Source organism: Streptomyces sp. NPDC049837 (assembly GCF_040674455.1).
GTDB lineage: Bacteria > Actinomycetota > Actinomycetes > Streptomycetales > Streptomycetaceae > Streptomyces.
Window position 1 is genome coordinate 129,940 of the sequence record NZ_JBFAMP010000006.1, and the last position, 16,425, is coordinate 146,364.

At 72.8% G+C, this 16,425-nt stretch carries 14 protein-coding genes; 9 read left to right on the plus strand and 5 right to left on the minus strand.

What is annotated here, in order from left to right:
- Positions 1–276 (minus strand): hypothetical protein, encoded by a 276-nt coding sequence (locus tag AB0J57_RS18295; protein ID WP_366129226.1) that lies wholly within the window; start codon positions 274–276, stop codon positions 1–3.
- Between the two features lie 134 nt (positions 277–410).
- On the opposite strand from AB0J57_RS18295, the gene AB0J57_RS18300 reads away from it, so the two are divergent.
- Both AB0J57_RS18300 and AB0J57_RS18305 read left to right on the plus strand, forming a co-directional pair.
- Positions 411–773 (plus strand): arsenate reductase family protein, encoded by a 363-nt coding sequence (locus AB0J57_RS18300; protein WP_366129227.1) that lies wholly within the window; start codon positions 411–413, stop codon positions 771–773.
- Between the two features lie 125 nt (positions 774–898).
- Complete coding sequence (locus AB0J57_RS18305; RefSeq protein ID WP_366129228.1) at positions 899–1,684, plus strand: hypothetical protein; 786 nt, start codon at positions 899–901, stop codon at positions 1,682–1,684.
- A 37-nt stretch (positions 1,685–1,721) separates the two neighbouring features.
- Here the strand turns inward: AB0J57_RS18305 and AB0J57_RS18310 are convergent, their stop codons facing one another.
- The gene (locus AB0J57_RS18310) at positions 1,722–2,627 is read right to left on the minus strand and encodes a Gfo/Idh/MocA family oxidoreductase (protein WP_366129229.1); all 906 of its coding nucleotides are present in this window, start codon (positions 2,625–2,627) and stop codon (positions 1,722–1,724) included.
- Between the two features lie 204 nt (positions 2,628–2,831).
- Between AB0J57_RS18310 and glnII the strand changes: the two genes are divergently transcribed.
- Both glnII and AB0J57_RS18320 read left to right on the plus strand, forming a co-directional pair.
- A complete protein-coding gene (glnII, locus tag AB0J57_RS18315) occupies positions 2,832–3,869 on the plus strand; it encodes a glutamine synthetase (protein ID WP_366129230.1) in 1,038 nt (345 codons plus the stop codon).
- Positions 3,870–4,133: 264 nt separating this feature from the next.
- Positions 4,134–4,652 carry a winged helix-turn-helix domain-containing protein gene (locus tag AB0J57_RS18320; protein WP_366129231.1) on the plus strand — a complete coding sequence of 173 codons (519 nt, stop codon included), beginning with the start codon at positions 4,134–4,136 and terminating at the stop codon, positions 4,650–4,652.
- A 4-nt stretch (positions 4,653–4,656) separates the two neighbouring features.
- Here AB0J57_RS18320 and AB0J57_RS18325 read toward each other — a convergent pair whose 3' ends face one another.
- Complete coding sequence (locus AB0J57_RS18325) at positions 4,657–6,108, minus strand: PepSY domain-containing protein (RefSeq protein WP_366129232.1); 1,452 nt, start codon at positions 6,106–6,108, stop codon at positions 4,657–4,659.
- Positions 6,109–6,162: 54 nt separating this feature from the next.
- Entirely contained in the window at positions 6,163–6,678 is a 516-nt protein-coding gene (locus tag AB0J57_RS18330) for a hypothetical protein (RefSeq protein WP_366129233.1), read from the minus strand.
- Between the two features lie 206 nt (positions 6,679–6,884).
- Here AB0J57_RS18330 and AB0J57_RS18335 point away from each other — a divergent pair, with 206 nt between their 5' ends.
- Both AB0J57_RS18335 and AB0J57_RS18340 read left to right on the plus strand, forming a co-directional pair.
- The gene (locus AB0J57_RS18335) at positions 6,885–7,871 is read left to right on the plus strand and encodes an NAD-dependent epimerase/dehydratase family protein (RefSeq protein WP_366129234.1); all 987 of its coding nucleotides are present in this window, start codon (positions 6,885–6,887) and stop codon (positions 7,869–7,871) included.
- Positions 7,872–8,179: 308 nt separating this feature from the next.
- Positions 8,180–9,730 (plus strand): DUF1996 domain-containing protein, encoded by a 1,551-nt coding sequence (locus AB0J57_RS18340; protein WP_366129235.1) that lies wholly within the window; start codon positions 8,180–8,182, stop codon positions 9,728–9,730.
- Between the two features lie 71 nt (positions 9,731–9,801).
- Here the strand turns inward: AB0J57_RS18340 and AB0J57_RS18345 are convergent, their stop codons facing one another.
- Positions 9,802–10,254 (minus strand): hypothetical protein, encoded by a 453-nt coding sequence (locus AB0J57_RS18345; protein ID WP_366129236.1) that lies wholly within the window; start codon positions 10,252–10,254, stop codon positions 9,802–9,804.
- A gap of 122 nt (positions 10,255–10,376) precedes the next feature.
- Between AB0J57_RS18345 and AB0J57_RS18350 the strand changes: the two genes are divergently transcribed.
- From AB0J57_RS18350 to AB0J57_RS18360, 3 genes are all read left to right on the plus strand, one after another.
- Complete coding sequence (locus AB0J57_RS18350) at positions 10,377–13,463, plus strand: alpha-N-acetylglucosaminidase (protein WP_366129237.1); 3,087 nt, start codon at positions 10,377–10,379, stop codon at positions 13,461–13,463.
- Between the two features lie 30 nt (positions 13,464–13,493).
- Complete coding sequence (locus AB0J57_RS18355; protein ID WP_366129238.1) at positions 13,494–15,416, plus strand: hypothetical protein; 1,923 nt, start codon at positions 13,494–13,496, stop codon at positions 15,414–15,416.
- A gap of 122 nt (positions 15,417–15,538) precedes the next feature.
- A complete protein-coding gene (locus AB0J57_RS18360) occupies positions 15,539–16,423 on the plus strand; it encodes a metal-dependent hydrolase (RefSeq protein ID WP_366129239.1) in 885 nt (294 codons plus the stop codon).
- Positions 16,424–16,425: the final 2 nt, after the last annotated feature.

The window sequence follows — 16,425 nt, forward strand, 5'->3', positions numbered from 1 at the left end:
TCAGCGGCTGCTGTGGATCAGCGCCCGGACCATCCGGCACGTGATCTCGGACGGCGGGTGAATGCCGATACGCTCCGCCGTGTCCCGTATCGTCTCGTTGTCGGCCTTCGACGGGTCGTACACGCCCGAGTCGAGCAGGGCGATGGCGAGCCGCATGGCCTTCAGGCGGCGGTTGTGGGACACGTACCACTCGCGGGGCCGACCCGCCGGCAGTGGCTTCTTCCGAAGGGGCTTGAAGGGTTCGAGGGGCAGTGTCGTGAGTGCGGCAACGGCCATCGGCGACCTCCTGGTACGCGGTGTGGGGACCCTCCCCCGGGCCCTCACGAACTACCTCGATTTTACCGGCCACCACTGACAATCGGCCCTGGCCAGCACCGCTTTGAGCCGCCGTGAGGGGTACGGTGACGGGCATGGAGATCTGGATCAATCCCGCGTGTTCCAAGTGCCGTGGCGCACTGAAGCTGCTCGACGAGGAAGGGGCCGACTACACCGTCCGCCGCTACCTGGAGGACGTGCCGTCCGCCGACGAGATCCGGGACGTACTGGCCCGCCTCGGCCTCGAACCGTGGGACATCACCCGCACCCAGGAGGCCGCCGCGAAGGAGCTGGGGCTGAAGGACTGGCCGCGCGAGGCCGGTTCGCGCGAGCGCTGGATCACGGCGCTGGTGGAGCACCCGAAGCTCATCCAGCGCCCGATCATCACCGCCGACGACGGCACGGCGGTGGTCGCCCGCACGGACGAGGCGGTACGGGACGCGCTCGGCCGGTCGTGACGCGTGTGAAGTCCGTTGGGTGCGGAGGCTGTTGAGCAGAACCGGCTTGCTACTCGTACGTAGGGGCACACACGGAACCGATCCGGCCGTCACTCCCCCGAACGGCCGGGGACAGGAGCCCCCACGTGTCACGCAAGAAGACGCTCAGCGGTAAGAAGAAACTCGCCCTGCTCGTCGGCGCCGCCGCGATGGTCGTCGGCACGGCGATCGTGATGACCGGGACCAGCCAGGCGTCGGTGGCCTGCGACGGTCTGGCCACGGCGCTGAGCAACAACGAGAAGTTCATCGCCGGTCAACGGGCCAACCCGGATGCCCAGTCCGAGGCACGGATCGCCAACCGGCAGGCCGTCATCGAGCAGATCAAGCGCCAGCAGGCCGCTGCCGGGTGCGAGGTCGGCCAGGGCAGCGCCGAGGGCGGCGCGGGCGACGCGCAAGCCGGCGGCCAGGCCCCGGGCGGTCAGGCACCGGGCGGCCAGGCGCCGGGCGCCGGTGCGGGCCAGGACGCCGGGAACGGCAAGGGCCAGGGCAACGGCAACGGCAACGGCAACGGCAACGGCAACGGCAACCAGGGTGCCGGGCAAGGCAACGGACAGGGCAACGGTCAGGGTGCCGGTCAGGGCAACGGTCAGCAGGCCGGCGACCAGCAGGGCGGTGGCGCGGCCGGCGAGGTGGTCTGCGCCGGGTCGACCGTGACCCTCTCCGGTGAGGGCGGCGCCCCGGCCGCCTCCAGCAACCAGTTCCCGCTCGGCACCAGGCTCAAGGTGACCAACCTCGACAACGACAAGTCCACGACCGTCGAGGTCACCTCCGTCTCCGGAAGCTGCGCCCTGCTCAACAACGCGGCCTTCGAGCAGGTACGCGAGCCCGGCAAGTTCCTCATCCGCAAGGCCCGCATCGAGCGCGTCGGCTGAAGCCCGCCGGGCCCGACCCCCTGACAGGAGGCGCGGTTCAGTCGGCGAACCGCGCCTCCGCCTCACCCTCCGCCTCCGCCAGGATTTCCGTCACGCGCAGCCCGAACCGTACGTCGCAGGCGTGCGCCTCCCCGCTCCGTACCGCCCCCAGCAGCGCGTCCACCGCCGCCCGGAACGCCCCGGCCGCGTCCGTCCACGCCGGCATCGCGGCCCGCCCGTGGTCGCCGAAGAGCACGATGCCCGCCTCCGAGGCCCGCACCGGGGCGCTCAGGCTCAGCGTCACCGTGCTGCCCGCGCCCGACGCGTGCCGCAGCACCAGGTGCCGGGCGTCGCCCGGACCCGCGACGGCCGACGTGACCTCCGTCACGTCACCGAGCACGGGCAGGAGCACCGACAGCACGTGCGGGCCCACGTCCCACAGCCCGCCCTTCTCGCGGCGCCAGGGGGACGCGGCGTAGGCGCTCGTCGACCCGCGCGAGAACAGCGCGCCCAGCCAGTGCGCCTGCCCCAGGTACCAGCCGCCCAGGCCCGCCTGCTCCTCGATCCAGGGGGCGGTGTCCGAGGCGAACCGGAGGGTGCAGAAGACGATGGACGCGACACCCGCCCGGCCGGCGGCCTCCGCCACCTCCCGCGCGCCCGCCACGCTCGTCGCGACTGGTTTGTCGAGCAGCAGGTGGCACCCGGCCGCCGCGGCGCGGGCGGCGAGCGGAGCCTGTACGTCCGGCGGCAGGGCGAACGCCACCGCGTCGCTCGCCGCGAACAGCGCGTACACGTCGTCGTACGCGCGCGTGCCGTGGCCGGCGGCGAGGGCGGCCGCCGCCTCGGGGCGCCTGCCCCACACCCCGCTGAAGGTGATGCCGGGGTGCGCGGCGAGCGCGGGCGCGTGGGTGCGGTCGGCCCAGGGGCCGGTGCCGAGGAGTCCGATGCGCGGCTTGCTGTCCATGCCCGCCAGTCTCCCCTCCGTACGTCCATCACATCGAACGTGCGTCGCATACCTTCCGGCCCGCTCGGGCTGGCGCTCACACAGCGGCCGCCCGAAACACAGGAAACCTGAGTAACACGGGGTTCACAAACGGGCAACGGTCGGGAAATCCCGTATTGCGAAGCTGCGCGACATACCGCTGCACCCGCAAAGGATGAGGCCCCCGTGACCACCATCAAGGCTGAGTACATCTGGATCGACGGCACCGAGCCGACCGCCAAGCTGCGCTCGAAGACGAAGATACTGGTCGGCTCCGCCGGCACCGGCGTCGCCGATCTGCCCATCTGGGGCTTCGACGGGTCCAGCACCAACCAGGCCGAGGGCCACGCCTCCGACCGCGTGCTGAAGCCGGTCTTCTCCTGCCCCGACCCGATCCGCGGCGGCGACAACGTCCTCGTCCTGTGTGAGGTGCTCAACACGGACATGACGCCGCACGCGTCCAACACGCGGGCCGCGCTGGCCGAGGTCGCGGAGAAGTTCGCCGCGCAGGAGCCGATCTTCGGCATCGAGCAGGAGTACACCTTCTTCGACGGCACGCGCCCGCTCGGCTTCCCGGCCGGCGGCTTCCCGGCCCCGCAGGGCGGCTACTACTGCGGTGTCGGCGCCGACGAGATCTTCGGCCGTGACGTCGTCGAGGCGCACCTCGACAACTGCCTCAAGGCGGGCCTGGGCATCTCCGGCATCAACGCCGAGGTCATGCCCGGCCAGTGGGAGTTCCAGGTCGGCCCGCTGGCGCCGCTGGAGGTCGCCGACCAGCTCTGGGTCGCGCGCTGGCTGCTCTACCGCACCGCCGAGGACTTCAACATCTCCGCCACCCTCGACCCCAAGCCGGTCAAGGGCGACTGGAACGGCGCGGGCGCGCACACCAACTTCTCCACCAAGGCGATGCGCGAGGGCTACGACGCGATCATCACCGCGTGCGAGGCGCTGGGCGAGGGCTCCAAGCCGATGGACCACGTCAAGAACTACGGCGCGGGCATCGACGACCGTCTGACCGGCCTGCACGAGACCGCCCCGTGGAACGAGTACAGCTACGGCGTCTCGGACCGTGGCGCCTCGGTCCGCATCCCGTGGCAGGTCGAGAAGGACGGCAAGGGTTACATCGAGGACCGCCGCCCGAACGCCAACGTCGACCCGTACACGGTGACCCGCCTGCTGGTGGACACCTGCTGCTCCGCGCTGGAGAAGGCCGGCCAGGTCTGATCCGTACGTGCTCGGAAGAGGGCGCCCGCCACGACCGGCGGGCGCCCTCTCGCATGTACGGCCCCTTCTGCTTGAATAGGGGCATGGCCAGCCTCCAGGACACCGCGACGGGTCGCAGCGACCTCCAGCCGTTCTGGCCGTCCCGTCAGCACCACGACTTCGACCGGGTGTGTTGCCGCGCGATGAACGCGTCGGCCCTCTAACGCCTTCGGCCGCCGCGCAACGACGTACTCCCGTCCCTTCGCGCGAAAGTGCTGACTCATCATGGCCAACACCCGTACCGTCCCTGTTTCCGCTACGACCACAGCCCGGCACCGGCTGCGTGCCGTCGGCCGCGACGAGGTCGTCGACGTCGCCGAGTTCCTGCCGCCGGGCGCCACCTGGCTGCCCGCGCCGCCCCACACCGTCCCCTCCCTGCCGGGGCAGCCGCCCATGGTCGGCTACCTGGTGCTCGTACCGGCCGAGCAGCAGGAGGGGGCGGTGCCGGCGGCCGCCACGGGCGACGGGCCGGTGACGATCGACGGCGCCCGGCGGATCGCCCAGGTGGCCGGGCGGCCGCTGGACCTGACGTACCTGGAGTTCGAGCTGCTGGCGCACCTGGTGGCGCACCCCCACCGGGTGCACACCCGCGACCAGTTGGTGACGACCGTGTGGGGGTACGGCCACGTGGGCGACGGGCGGACCGTGGACGTCCACGTCGCCCGGCTGCGGCGCAAGCTGGGCGCCGAGCACCGCCGCACGATCCAGACCGTGCGGCGGGTCGGCTACAAGTACGCGCCGTGAACCGCTAGCCGGCGCGGCGCGTCCGGGCCACCAGGCCCAGGGTCACGTCCACCGCGAGGAACGCCAGCAGGCTGATGCCGAGCAGCGGCACGAACCAGCCCACCAGCGCCGTCGCGGCGGCCAGCGGGAGGAGCAGCGTGACGGGCACCTTGCGCCAGGCGCCGCGCGGCATGGGCCGGCCCGCGCCGAGCTTCCGCTCCTTCGTCGGCCTGCGCAGCCACCACATCCGGTAGCCCCAGAAGATGAGCAGGACGAGCGCCACCATGAGGGCGGCGAGCACGAGCTGGTTGGCGAGCCCGAAGAGGACGCCCATGTGGGCGTCGATGCCGAAGCGGGTGAGCTTGGCGAGCACGGGGTAGTCGGCGAACCGCAGTTCGTCGATGACCGCGCCGTCGGCCGGGTCGACCGCCACCGAGTCCAGGTGCACCGGGAACTGGGTGTCGGTCTCCTTGACGACGTACCCCTTGCCCTCGGCCGGGAGGGTGACGGCGATCTTCCCGGCCACCCCGGCCGCGCGGGCGGCCTCGACCGCCCGGTCGATACCGACGTCCGGGCCCTTGGGGGCGGGGGCGGTGTGGTGGCCGGTGCCGTGGCCCTCGTGCCCGGTGCCGCCACCGGCGGCCGCGCCGTCGGGGGTGGTGGACAGGGTGGCGGAGACGGTGGGCGTGGCGCCGCCGAGCTGCGCCTGTACGGCGTCGATGTTCTCGCCCGCGTACCGGGACCAGGTCAGGCCGGTGGCGGACAGGACGACGAGGCCGGTCACCGCCCACAGGCCGACCGAGCCGTGCCAGGACAGGGTGCGGCGGCGGGACCGGGGGCCGCGCTCGGGGAGGACCAGGGCTCGCCTGGCGGTGCGCTTGCGGCCGATCCACAGCGCCAGGCCGCCGAGTGCGACGACCCACATCCAGCTCGCCGCCATCTCGCTGTAGTTGCGGCCGGCCTCGCCGAGCTGGAGGTTCGCGTGGAACTCGGAGAGCCACGCGCGCAGCGGGAGGGCGCCGGAGCTGCCGTAGCTGGGCAGGTCTCCCCGTACCTCGGCCGTGTAGGGGTCGACGAAGACGGCGAGGGACTTGCCCTCCTCGACCGACGGGCTCGTCATCAGTACGCGGGTCGTGGCGCCCTCCTCCGAGGACGGCCAGACGGCGGTCACGGTGCCGTCCGGGTGGGCCTCGCGGGCCGCGTCGACCTGCTGGGAGAGCGGCAGGACCCGGTCACCGACGGGGACCTGGAGCTCGTGGCGGTAGAGGACCTTCTCCGCCTGGAAGGAGAGGGCGTACAGCAGGCCGCTGATCGCGGCGACCAGGAGGAGCGGGGCTATCAGGAGGCCCGCGTAGAAGTGGATGCGGAGGAAGAGGGGGCGCAGGGCGCTCCACGTCGATCTGGGTTCGGGGCGGGAAGGGGTGTCTTCCGCGGCGGGTTCGGCTGGTTCGGCCGTCGTGCGGTCGTCAATGGCCATGACTGTCCTAGGAGTCGGCGTTGTACGTGTCTGCATGGGGAAGCGGCCCCCAGGTCAGACGTGCGTCGCTCCGGGGACCGTGGCGCGGGGTACGAGGGACGTGGGCGGGCCGCGCCGCGAGAGGGTGTGCGCGAGGACGACGCCGTGGTGGCGACGGAGGTGGCGCGTACGGGGGCGCGGCGGCCGGGGGGCGTCGGGCAGGCGTACGGCGGCGAGCAGCAGACGCAGCGGTGCGAACGCGAGGGCGCCGACGGCGCGGGCGAGGCGGAAGAACGCGGCCTCGCCACGGGCCAGCCACAGCGCGCAGACAGCGGCGGCGAGCAGGTGGACGGCGACCATGCCGGCCGAGGCGCCGCCGAACCCGTCCGCTTGCGCGGCGTGCCCGGGGTGGCCCTGGTGCCCCTGGTGGCCGCTCCCCATGAACGTCAGGTGCAGTACGCCCTGCACGGCGAGGAGTCCCGTACCGATGAAGGGCGCCCGTCGGCGGCGGCCGGCCGCCAGCCAGGCGAGGCCGCCGGTGACGGCGAACGCGACGAGCAGCGAGCCGGGCGGGACACCGTGCGCAGACATGGACGAATGCCCCATCGCCGCCAAAGTCACGCACACCGCCGCGAAAAGTGCGGCACGCAAGGCGCGTATCGGCGACCGGGCATTCGTCATCGTCGGCACATGCTGCCATCCCCGCGGAAGGGACGGGAGACCGGCCGCTCTCCGGCGGGTTCTTCTGGCAGCAGAACCGCTGTTCGGGGACGTGACCGGCGAGGCACGGTTGGTTCATGAGACTTCTGATGCTGGGTGGTACGGAGTTCGCCGGACGTGCCGTTGTCGAGGCGGCGCTGGCCCGCGACTGGGAGGTGACGGTCTTCCACCGGGGCAGCCACGAGCCGCCGGCCGGTGTGGTGTCGCTGCTCGGCGACCGCACCGCGCCGGACGGGCTCGCGGCGCTCGCCGACGGGCGGTGGGACGTGGTCGTCGACACCTGGTCGTGGGACCCCGTGGCGGTACGGGACGCCGCGCGGCTGCTCGCGGACCGGGCCGGCCGCTATGTGTACGTCTCCAGCCGCAGCGTCTACGCGTGGCCGCCGGCGGCGGGGCTCGCCGAGGACGGCCCGCTGGTGGAGGCGTCGCCGGACGCCACCGGGGTGCCGTACGCGGAGGCGAAGAGGGGCGGGGAGCTGGCGGTGCTCGGCGCGTTCGGCGAGGAGCGGGTGCTGCTGGGCCGTGCGGGGCTGATCATCGGCCCGTGGGAGAACGTGGGCCGCCTGCCCTGGTGGCTGAACCGGATCGCGGCCGGCGGTCCGGTGCTCGCCCCGGGCCCGCGTGACCTGCCCCTCCAGTACATCGACGTCCGCGACATGGCCGAGTGGCTGCTGGACGCGGCACAGGCCGGGGTGTCCGGCCCGTACAACCTGGTGGGTCCGCCGGGGCACACGACCATGGGCGAGCTGCTGGACGCCTGCGTCCGGGTGACCGGCTCGGACGCCGAGCTGCGGTGGGCCGAGCCGGAGGCGGTCCTCGGGGCGGGCATCGAGCCCTGGTCGGGGCTGCCCATCTGGATTCCGCCCGGTGAGCTGTACGACGCGGTGCACCGTGCCGACGTGTCCCGGGCCCTGGCGGCGGGCCTGCGGTGCCGCCCGGTGGCCGAGACGGTCGCGGACACCTGGGCGTGGCTGCGCGGGCGGGACGGGGCGGCACCGCAGCGGGCGGACCGGCCGGCGCTGGGCGTCAAGCCGGAACAGGAGGCGAAGGCGCTCGGCCTGTAACGCCAACGGCGGTGAGGCCGCGGCCGGTTGAGGGCGCCCGCCGGTGAGGCGGCGGCCGGTTGAGGGCGCCCGCCCTTGACGCGGCGGCCGGTTGAGGGCGCCCGCCCGTGACGCGGCCCGCCGGTGCCGCCGTCCGCCGGTGACGGCGGGCGGCACGGCGATGGCCGGCGTACCCGGACCGGGGCGAGGCGTAGTGGTTCGCCCGCTTTGGGGACGTAGATTTCTACGAAATCACGGGCGCCCTGAACGGCCCCCGAATCACCCGCGTATGGAACGGAGCGGTTCACCCCGCCCAGGATTGGAGTTCCATGCGACGCACAAGAAAACGCTCGACACTGGCCAACCGGGCGATCGCCGCCTCGGCTGCCCTGATACTGGGCGGCGGCGGGTTGCTCGCGGCCAACGTCTACGCTTCCGCCGGTGAGGGCTGGTACGGCTCATGGCAGCAGGAGCAGGACCAGAAGCCTTTGAACGCCGGGCAGCAGATGTCGACCATCGACTGTCCCGAAGTCGCCAACGGTCTTCCCGAGGTGCCCGATCAGGCACGCGCGGAAGTGGACCGGGAACTGGCGAATATGGACACCCAGATCACGGAGGCGTACCAGCGGTTCGCGGATCAGAAGGAGCAGATCCAGCAGGATCCGGCCTTTGCCCAGAATGCCATTCTCAATCCACTGAAGGACAAACGGGTCGCCGCGATCGGCCGGATCGTGATCGCCATTGACCGGATCGCGCAGCGCCCGAGCGGTCTGGAAAGTCTGGCGCCGTGCTCCTTGCGCGCGGACGACACCAACCAGGTGAAGGACCAGAACGGCGACTTCGGCCAGGGCGGCGACGGCCAGGACCAGGGCGGTCAGGACCAAGGCCAGGACCAGGGACAGGATCAGGGCGGCCAGGACCAGGGCCAGGGACAGGACCAAGGTCAGGACCCGGGCCAAGGACAGGGCCAGGGTCAGGGACAGGGGCAGGCCGGCAACGGTCCCGTGGCCGCCGACTTCGTCGACATCCAGAACGTCCAACCCAACGTCCGCAACCCGCGCAAGCAGAGCGGCGCCTCGCGCGGCAGCTTCGTCACCGATTGCGGGCGGAACGAGAACGGCAAGTTCAACCCGGACAACGTCATCGTCGCGCCGGGCGTGAGCAATGGCGCCCACCACATGCACGACTACGTGGGCAACCAGGCCAACGACGCCTTCGCCAGTGATGACGACCTGGCCCGTGGGCAGACGACCTGCCGCAACCAGGGCGACAAGTCGACTTATTTCTGGCCGGTGCTGCGCCTTCAGAACGGGCAGAACGAGAACGACGCCAACGCGGACGGCGGCGGCAACGACCAGAACGTCGGCGAAATCCTCACTCCGAGCCAGGTCACGATGAATTTCGTCGGCAACCCGGTTTCCAAGGTCACGGCCATGCCGAAGTTCCTGCGCATCATCACCGGTGACGCCAAGGCGTTCACCAATGGCGACGCGAACGCCAACGCTTCCTGGAGCTGCACCGGGTTCGAGGACCGGCAGCTCAAGGACAAATACCCGATCTGCCCGCAGGGCAGCCAGGTCGTACGGACATTCAAATTCCAGAGCTGCTGGGACGGCCAGAACACCGACAGCGCCAACCACCGCACCCATGTCGCCTTCGCCGACCAGAACGGCCGCTGCCCCAACGGGTTCCGCGCCATTCCGCAGCTCGTCCAGCGCATTGTCTACGACGTCCCGCAGGGGACCGTTTTCGCCGTGGACTCGTTCCCCGAGCAGCTCCACAAGCCGATCACCGATCATGGAGACTTCATCAACGTCTTCAACAACCGGCTGATGCAGCAGATGGTGAACTGCATCAACGGCGGGCGGCGATGCGCCTGACCAGGGCCTGACCGACAACCGATGAGGGGCCGGACCACCGCTTGGTGGGCCGGCCCCTCACACCTGCGCGGTCAGCTCCCGTGGTGCCCCGAGTGGCCGCCCTCGCCCCCCGTGTGCCCCTTCTCGCCGCCCGAGTGGTGCGACGAACCCGTCTCCACCGCGCCGCCGAGCCGGCCGCGCAGTGCCGTGACCACCTTCTCCTCGCCGACGGCCACCCACTTGCGGCCGACCAGGTATGTGCCGCCGTAGTCGTTCGCCTCGTTGATCCACTCGCGCTGGCCCCGGTCGGTGGCGAAGGTGGCCAGCACGTACGTGCCGTCCTTGGTCTCGCAGTTGGCCTGCCGGATTTCCTTCGCGTCCGTCTGTATGTTCGGCTCGCACGCGACCTTGGCCGCCAACTGCTCCAGGGTCCCGGTCGCCGTCTCCGGTGTCTTCGGTGCGGCGGCGGGCTCGCCCCCGCCCGCGTCGCACGCCGTCGCGGCGGGCAGAGCCAGGGCCACCAGGGCGGCCGTCACCAACGCCATACGAGTTCGCTCCGTACGCATCTGGCCATCGTGCCGGTTCGCACCCCTGTTCCGGGGGCGAACGCCGAGTAACGTGCGACACGTCCATACCTGATGTCCCGTCAGCATCATGGAGGAGCGCCGTGGCCGACCTGTCGAGACGCACGCTGCTGGGGACCGCCGGCGCGATCGGCGCGGGCGCCACGCTCGCCGGAGCGGTGCAACCGCCCGCCCTCTCCGAGGAGATCCCGAAGGAGAACCCCATGGGCCCGGCCCGCGCCGCCCTGGAGCGGCTCCTGCCCGGCCACGCGGACCAGTTCCGGCTCAGCCGCCTCCGGGGCGGGCCGGAACGGTTCCGCGTCACCGGCTCCACCGGCCGCGTCGAGGTCGCCGCCACCGGCCCCGCCACGGCGCTCACCGGCGTCCACTGGTACCTGAAGTACGTGTGCGGGGCGCACATCTCCTGGTCCGGCACCCAGCTCGGCCTCCCCGCCCGCCTGCCCGCGCCCCGCGAGCCGCTCGCCCGCGAGGCGACCGTCCCGCACCGGTTCGCGTTCAACGACACGCACGACGGCTACACCGCCCCGTACGCCGACTGGGCGCGCTGGGAGCGGCTGATCGACGTCCTGGCCCTGCACGGCTGCAACGAGGTCCTCGTCACCGTGGGCCAGGAGGCCGTCTACCACCGGCTTCTCCAGGACTTCGGGTACACGGACGCCGAGGCCCGCGCCTGGCTGCCCGCGCCCTCCCACCAGCCGTGGTGGCTGCTCCAGAACATGAGCGGGTACGGCGGCCCCCTCAGCCCCGAGCTGATCGCCCGCCGCACCGCCCTCGCCCGCCGCATCGCCGACCGGCTGCGCGAGCTGGGCATGCACCCGGTCCTGCCCGGCTACTTCGGCACCGTCCCCGACGGCTTCGCCGCCCGTAACCCCGGCGCCCGCACCATCCCCCAGGGCGTCTGGGCGGGCCTGAAGCGCCCCGACTGGCTCGACCCGCGCACCGACGTCTTCGCGCGCGTGGCGGCGTCCTTCTACCGCCACCAGGCCGCCCTCTTCGGCGACGTGGACCACTTCAAGATGGACCTGCTCCACGAGGGCGGCTCGGCCGGCGACGTACCCGTCCCCGACGCGGCCCGCGCCGTCGAGGCCGCCCTCCGCACGGCACGCCCCGGCGCCACCTGGGTCATCCTCGGCTGGCAGGCCAACCCGCGCCGCGACCTGCTCGACGCCCTCGACAGGACCCGGCTCCTCGTCGTCGACGGGCTGTCCGACCTGGAGACCGTCACCGACCGCGAGAAGGACTGGGGCGGCGCCCCGTACGCCTTCGGCACCATCCCGAACTTCGGCGGCCGCACCACCATCGGTGCCAAGACCCACATGTGGACCGACCGCTTCCCGGCCTGGCGCGACAAGCCCGGCTCCACCCTCGTCGGCACGGCCTACATGCCGGAGGCCGCCGAACGCGACCCTGCCGCCCTGGAGCTGTTCACCGAGCTGGCCTGGCGGCGGGAGCCCGTCGACCGGGCCCGCTGGTTCGAGGAGTACGCCGACCTTCGCTACGGCGGCCGGGACGCACGCGCGCGTGAGGCGTTCGCGGTGCTGCGCGACACCGCGTACCGGATCACCAGCCGCGACGGCCGCCCCCACGACTCCGTCTTCGCCGCCCGGCCGAGCCTCACCGCCAACTCCGGCGCCTACTACGCGACCCACACCCCCGCCTTCGACCCGGCCGACTTCGACAAGGCGTTCGCCGCGCTGCTCGGCGTACGGGAACGACTGCGCCGCTCCGACGCGTACCGCCACGACCTCACCGACCTGGGCCGCCAGGTCCTCGCCAACCGCTCCTGGCACCTGATCGGGCAACTGAGAACCGCGTACACCCGCAAGGATCTCGCCACCTTCCGCGCCCTGTCCCTGCTGTGGCTGAAGCTGATGCGGCTGAGCGACGACATGACCGGCTCGCACCACGCCTTCCTCCTCGGCCCGTGGCTCGCGGACGCCCGCCGCGAGGGCCTGGAGCGCACCGCCCGCGTCCTCGTCACCACCTGGGCCGACCGCCCCACCGCCGACGCGGGCCACCTCGCCAACTACGCCAACCGCGACTGGTCCGGCCTGATCGCCGACTTCCACCTCCCCCACTGGCAGGCGTACCTGGACGAGCTGGAGGACGCCCTCGCGCAGAACCGCGCCCCCAGGGCGTTCGACTGGTACGCGATCGAGGAGCCCTGGACGTACGGGACGAAGAGCTACCCCCTCCGCCCGAGCCACGACCCGTACCGGACCGCCACGCGCGTGTACGAGACCCTCGCCCGCGCCCCCTTCCAGGGCGCCGTCAGCGTCTCCAGCACCCCCGGGGCACTCCCTCCGGGCGCCGCCGGCGAGGTCACCGCCACCTTCCGGAACGTCAACGGGCTGCGGGCCACCGGCCCCGTGCGCTGCGCGCTCACGGGCTTCGGCCACCAGCCGCCCCTGGAGCTGCCGCCCGTCCCGGCGGCCGGCTCCGGCACCGTCTCGTGGGGCATCACCGCCCCTGCCGGCCCCCTGGCCACCCCCGTCGAACCGCTCCCCTACGAGCTGTACGCCACCTACGGCCCCCGGGGCGAGGCCCCGGTCACCACCGTCCACCAGGGCGACCTGTACGTGGCCGGCCCCCTGGACCGGGCGTGGCGTACGTACACCGGCAATGGAGCCGTCTTCGGCCAGATCCAGGACCGATACGCCATCAACGGCGGCGGCCAGGACCTGTGGAAGGCCGTCGCCGAGTTCGGCACCTTCTACAAGGAGGGCGTTTTCGCGGACGGCAGGACCCTGACCGTACGGGTGGACTCGCAGGACGTGACGGGCGCCTGGGCGCGCGCCGGGATCGTCGTACGGAACTCGCTGGCCACGCCGGGCGCGCCCGGTTTCCTCAACCTGGCGGTGACCCCCGCCAACGGCGTGGCCCTGTCCTACGACACGAACGGCGACGGCACCCTCGACACCTCCCGGCGGATCACCGGCGTGACGGCCCCGGTCCTGCTGCGGCTGTCCCGTGAGGGAGAGGAGGTCACGGGCGCCTGCTCGACGGACGGCGGCGCGTCGTGGCGTACGGTCGCCACGGTCCGGGTCGCGGGCGCGGCGGCGGCGCAGGACGCGGGGCTGTTCATGACGGCCACGAACGGTGGCGGCGGGGCTCGCGGGACGGTGGTGTTCAGCGGGGTGACGGGCTGGGACGGGGCCGCCGCGAGGTGACCATCCACCCATTCGCTCGTTCTGCTGAATGTGAGCACCCAGGAACTCGCCACCCCCTCCCCCGTCGACGTCGAACAGGCCGAGGCGGCCCTTGTCGAGCACTACCCCAGGCTCGTCCGCATCGCCTATCTGGTGCTGCCGCCGTCCCTCGGCCGCAACCGCCGCGTGCTGACCGCGCATTCGGTCGTGCAGCGTTCGCTGCCGCGCCGCCGCACCTCGGGCGACGACGGCGGGATGCCGGGGCAGCGGCGGCCCGAGGACGCGGTCGACCCGGGGTACGCGTACGTGCGTGTCCGGGTGCTGCGCCAGGCGCTGGAGGCGGGGCTGCCGCTGAAGCGGAAGGCGTGGCCCAAGCGGTCGCAGTTGCCGCCGCTGCTGCCCCAGGTGTGGGGGCTGCGGCTGTTCCCGCGCGCGGGTGGCGCGGACGAGCTGGCCCTGGACCAGCGGCTGTCGGCGCTGTCCGGGCCGGCTCGCGCCGCCTATGTGCTGCGCGGGCTGGAGCGGCAGGGTGACGCCGAGGTGCGCCGGGTGCTCACGGCCGCCGGGGTCGAGGACCCGAAGGCGGCGCTGGCCGAGGCGGACGCGGTCGAGACGATGCACGCGCTGCTCGAATCGCCCGAGTTCGACCCGTGTTCGTTGCAGGCGCGGCCGACGGACCTGATGCGGCGGCGCCAGCACGGCAGGGCGGCGCTGGCGGCGCTCGCGGCCGCCGTGGTGTGCGGGACGCTGCTGGGGCTGCCGGGTGACGGCTGGGGCCCGGACGGGGCGGCCGCCCCGTCGTACGCGCGCAATCCGGTGTCGGAGGCGGCGCTGGACCCGGGCAACCTGCGGCGCGTCGCCCCGGCCGCGTGGCAGCGCTCGGCGCGTACGGACTTCTCGGTGTGGCCCGCGCGGGGCGGTCTGGTCGACGACCGGGCGCTGCTGCGGCGGGCGCTGGCGGTGTGGGCGCGGCCCGGCTCCACGGTGCAGGTCTCGGCGACGCCCGGCACGCCGCCGGGCCCGCCGATGGGCCCGCCGCAGCTCCTGTTCGCCGGGGAGGTGGACCAGGCGCGGGTGGTGCTGTTCCACGACGGGCTGCGGGCGGTGCGGTACGCGGAGCCGAAGGACGGTGCGGCCGGGGCGGCGCTGGACTTCGCGCGGACGGACGGCGCGGACACGGCGTCGGCGGGCGCCCTGGTGGTGGGGCGGACGCATGCCAATGTGCGGTACCTGACGGCGCCTTGGGTACGGGGCGTGTCGGCGCGCGACCTGCTCCAGCCGCTGGCCGGGGCGCGGCCGGTGGAGCGGGACGCGCACGGGGTGACGGGGCCGCTGCTCAGCCCGGTGGCGCCGAGCCAGTGCCGGGAGTGGGACGTGCTGGAGGTGCGTGACGGTACGACGACCCGCACGCTGACCGACCTCGGTGAGATCGCCCCGGCCCGGCTGACGTCCGGCCCGCCGTCGGCGCCCGCCGATCTGACGGGTGCGGGCGTCACGGCTCGCGCGGAGTGGGCGCGGACGGCGTGCCTGCTGCCCCTGGTGCGCTCCAAGGGCGTCCGGTCGGTGAACTCCTGGCGGTTCGCCGAACAGGACCTCCCCAACGCTGTCGGAACCGCCGCCTGGCTGTGCACGCGCGCGGAGACCTGGCGCGGTACGGGGAGCACGGTGCTGGCGCAGTTCCAGGCGCCGCCCGCCCGGGCGGGTGCGGTCGTGGCGAAGGCGGCCGGGTCGCCGGCGTGCGGGCCACGGGAGCCGCGCGTGCTGGCGGGTGCGCTGTGGCAGGCCCCGGGCGGGCAGTGGTACATGCTGGCGGCCGGGAGCGAGCAGGTGGCGTCGGTGGCCGTGTCGGGCGGGGCGACGGCCGGTGTGGACGACGGCCGGCTCCTCGCGGCGAAGCTGCCGGGCAGGCCGGGCAAGCAGGTCGAACTGACCGGGCGGCTGGAGGACGGCACCAGGATCACCTCGTTGCGCTGATCGCGTCCCCGTAAAGATCCCCGTCCCGGTAAAGATCCCCGTCCCGGTGAAGATCCCGTGCCGGTGAATATCCGGCTGCACGACCCTGTTGCCAGGCGCGTACCCGTCAGTACATTGACGCCATGTCTAATACGCAGCCGGCAGCGATAGCGTCGGAGCGGATCGAGCTCAAGGCCCGCAAGGTCTCCTTCGACTGGGAGGAGACCCCGCTCCACTGGGTTCCCGGCGACCCGTTCACCACCCACACCATCAATGTGCTGCACCTGCTGCTCCCGGCCGGGGAGCGCTGGTTCATCCACGTCTACCGGCAGGTGCTGCCGTACATCCGGGACGACCGGCTGCGCGAGGACGTCATCGGGTTCATCGGCCAGGAGGCCGTGCACTCCCAGGCCCACGACGACGTGCTGCCGCACCTCAAGAAGCTGGGGCTGGACCCGACCCCGTACACCGCGCAGGTCGACTGGCTCTTCGAGAAGCTCCTCGGCGACCGGACGCTGCCGCCCGGCAGGGCCCGGCGGTGGTGGCTGATGGAGCGGGTCGCCCTGATCGCGGCGATCGAGCACTACACGGCGTTCCTCGGCAACTGGGTGCTCAACGCCGAGGAGCTGGACCGGCGCGGCGCCGATCCGATGATGCTGGACCTGCTGCGCTGGCACGGCGCCGAGGAGGTGGAGCACCGGTCGGTGGCGTTCGAGCTGTTCATGCATGTCGACGGCGGCTACCGGCGGCGGGTGCGGACGTGGGCGACGGCGTTCTCGGCGCTGGTGTTCCTCTGGCAGCGCGGCGCCCGGTTCTTCATGGAGAACGACCCGACGCTGCTGGACGGCAAGGCCTCGGTGAAGGACCTCATCTCGCGCGGCCGGCAGGGAGTGCTCCCGTCGACGCCGGACCTGCTGCGCTCCGTCCCCCGCTACCTGAGCCGTACCTACCACCCCTCCCAGGAGGGCAGTACCGCCCAGGCGGTCGCCTACCTCGCCTCGTCCCCGGCCGCCAACGGAGGTCACTGACC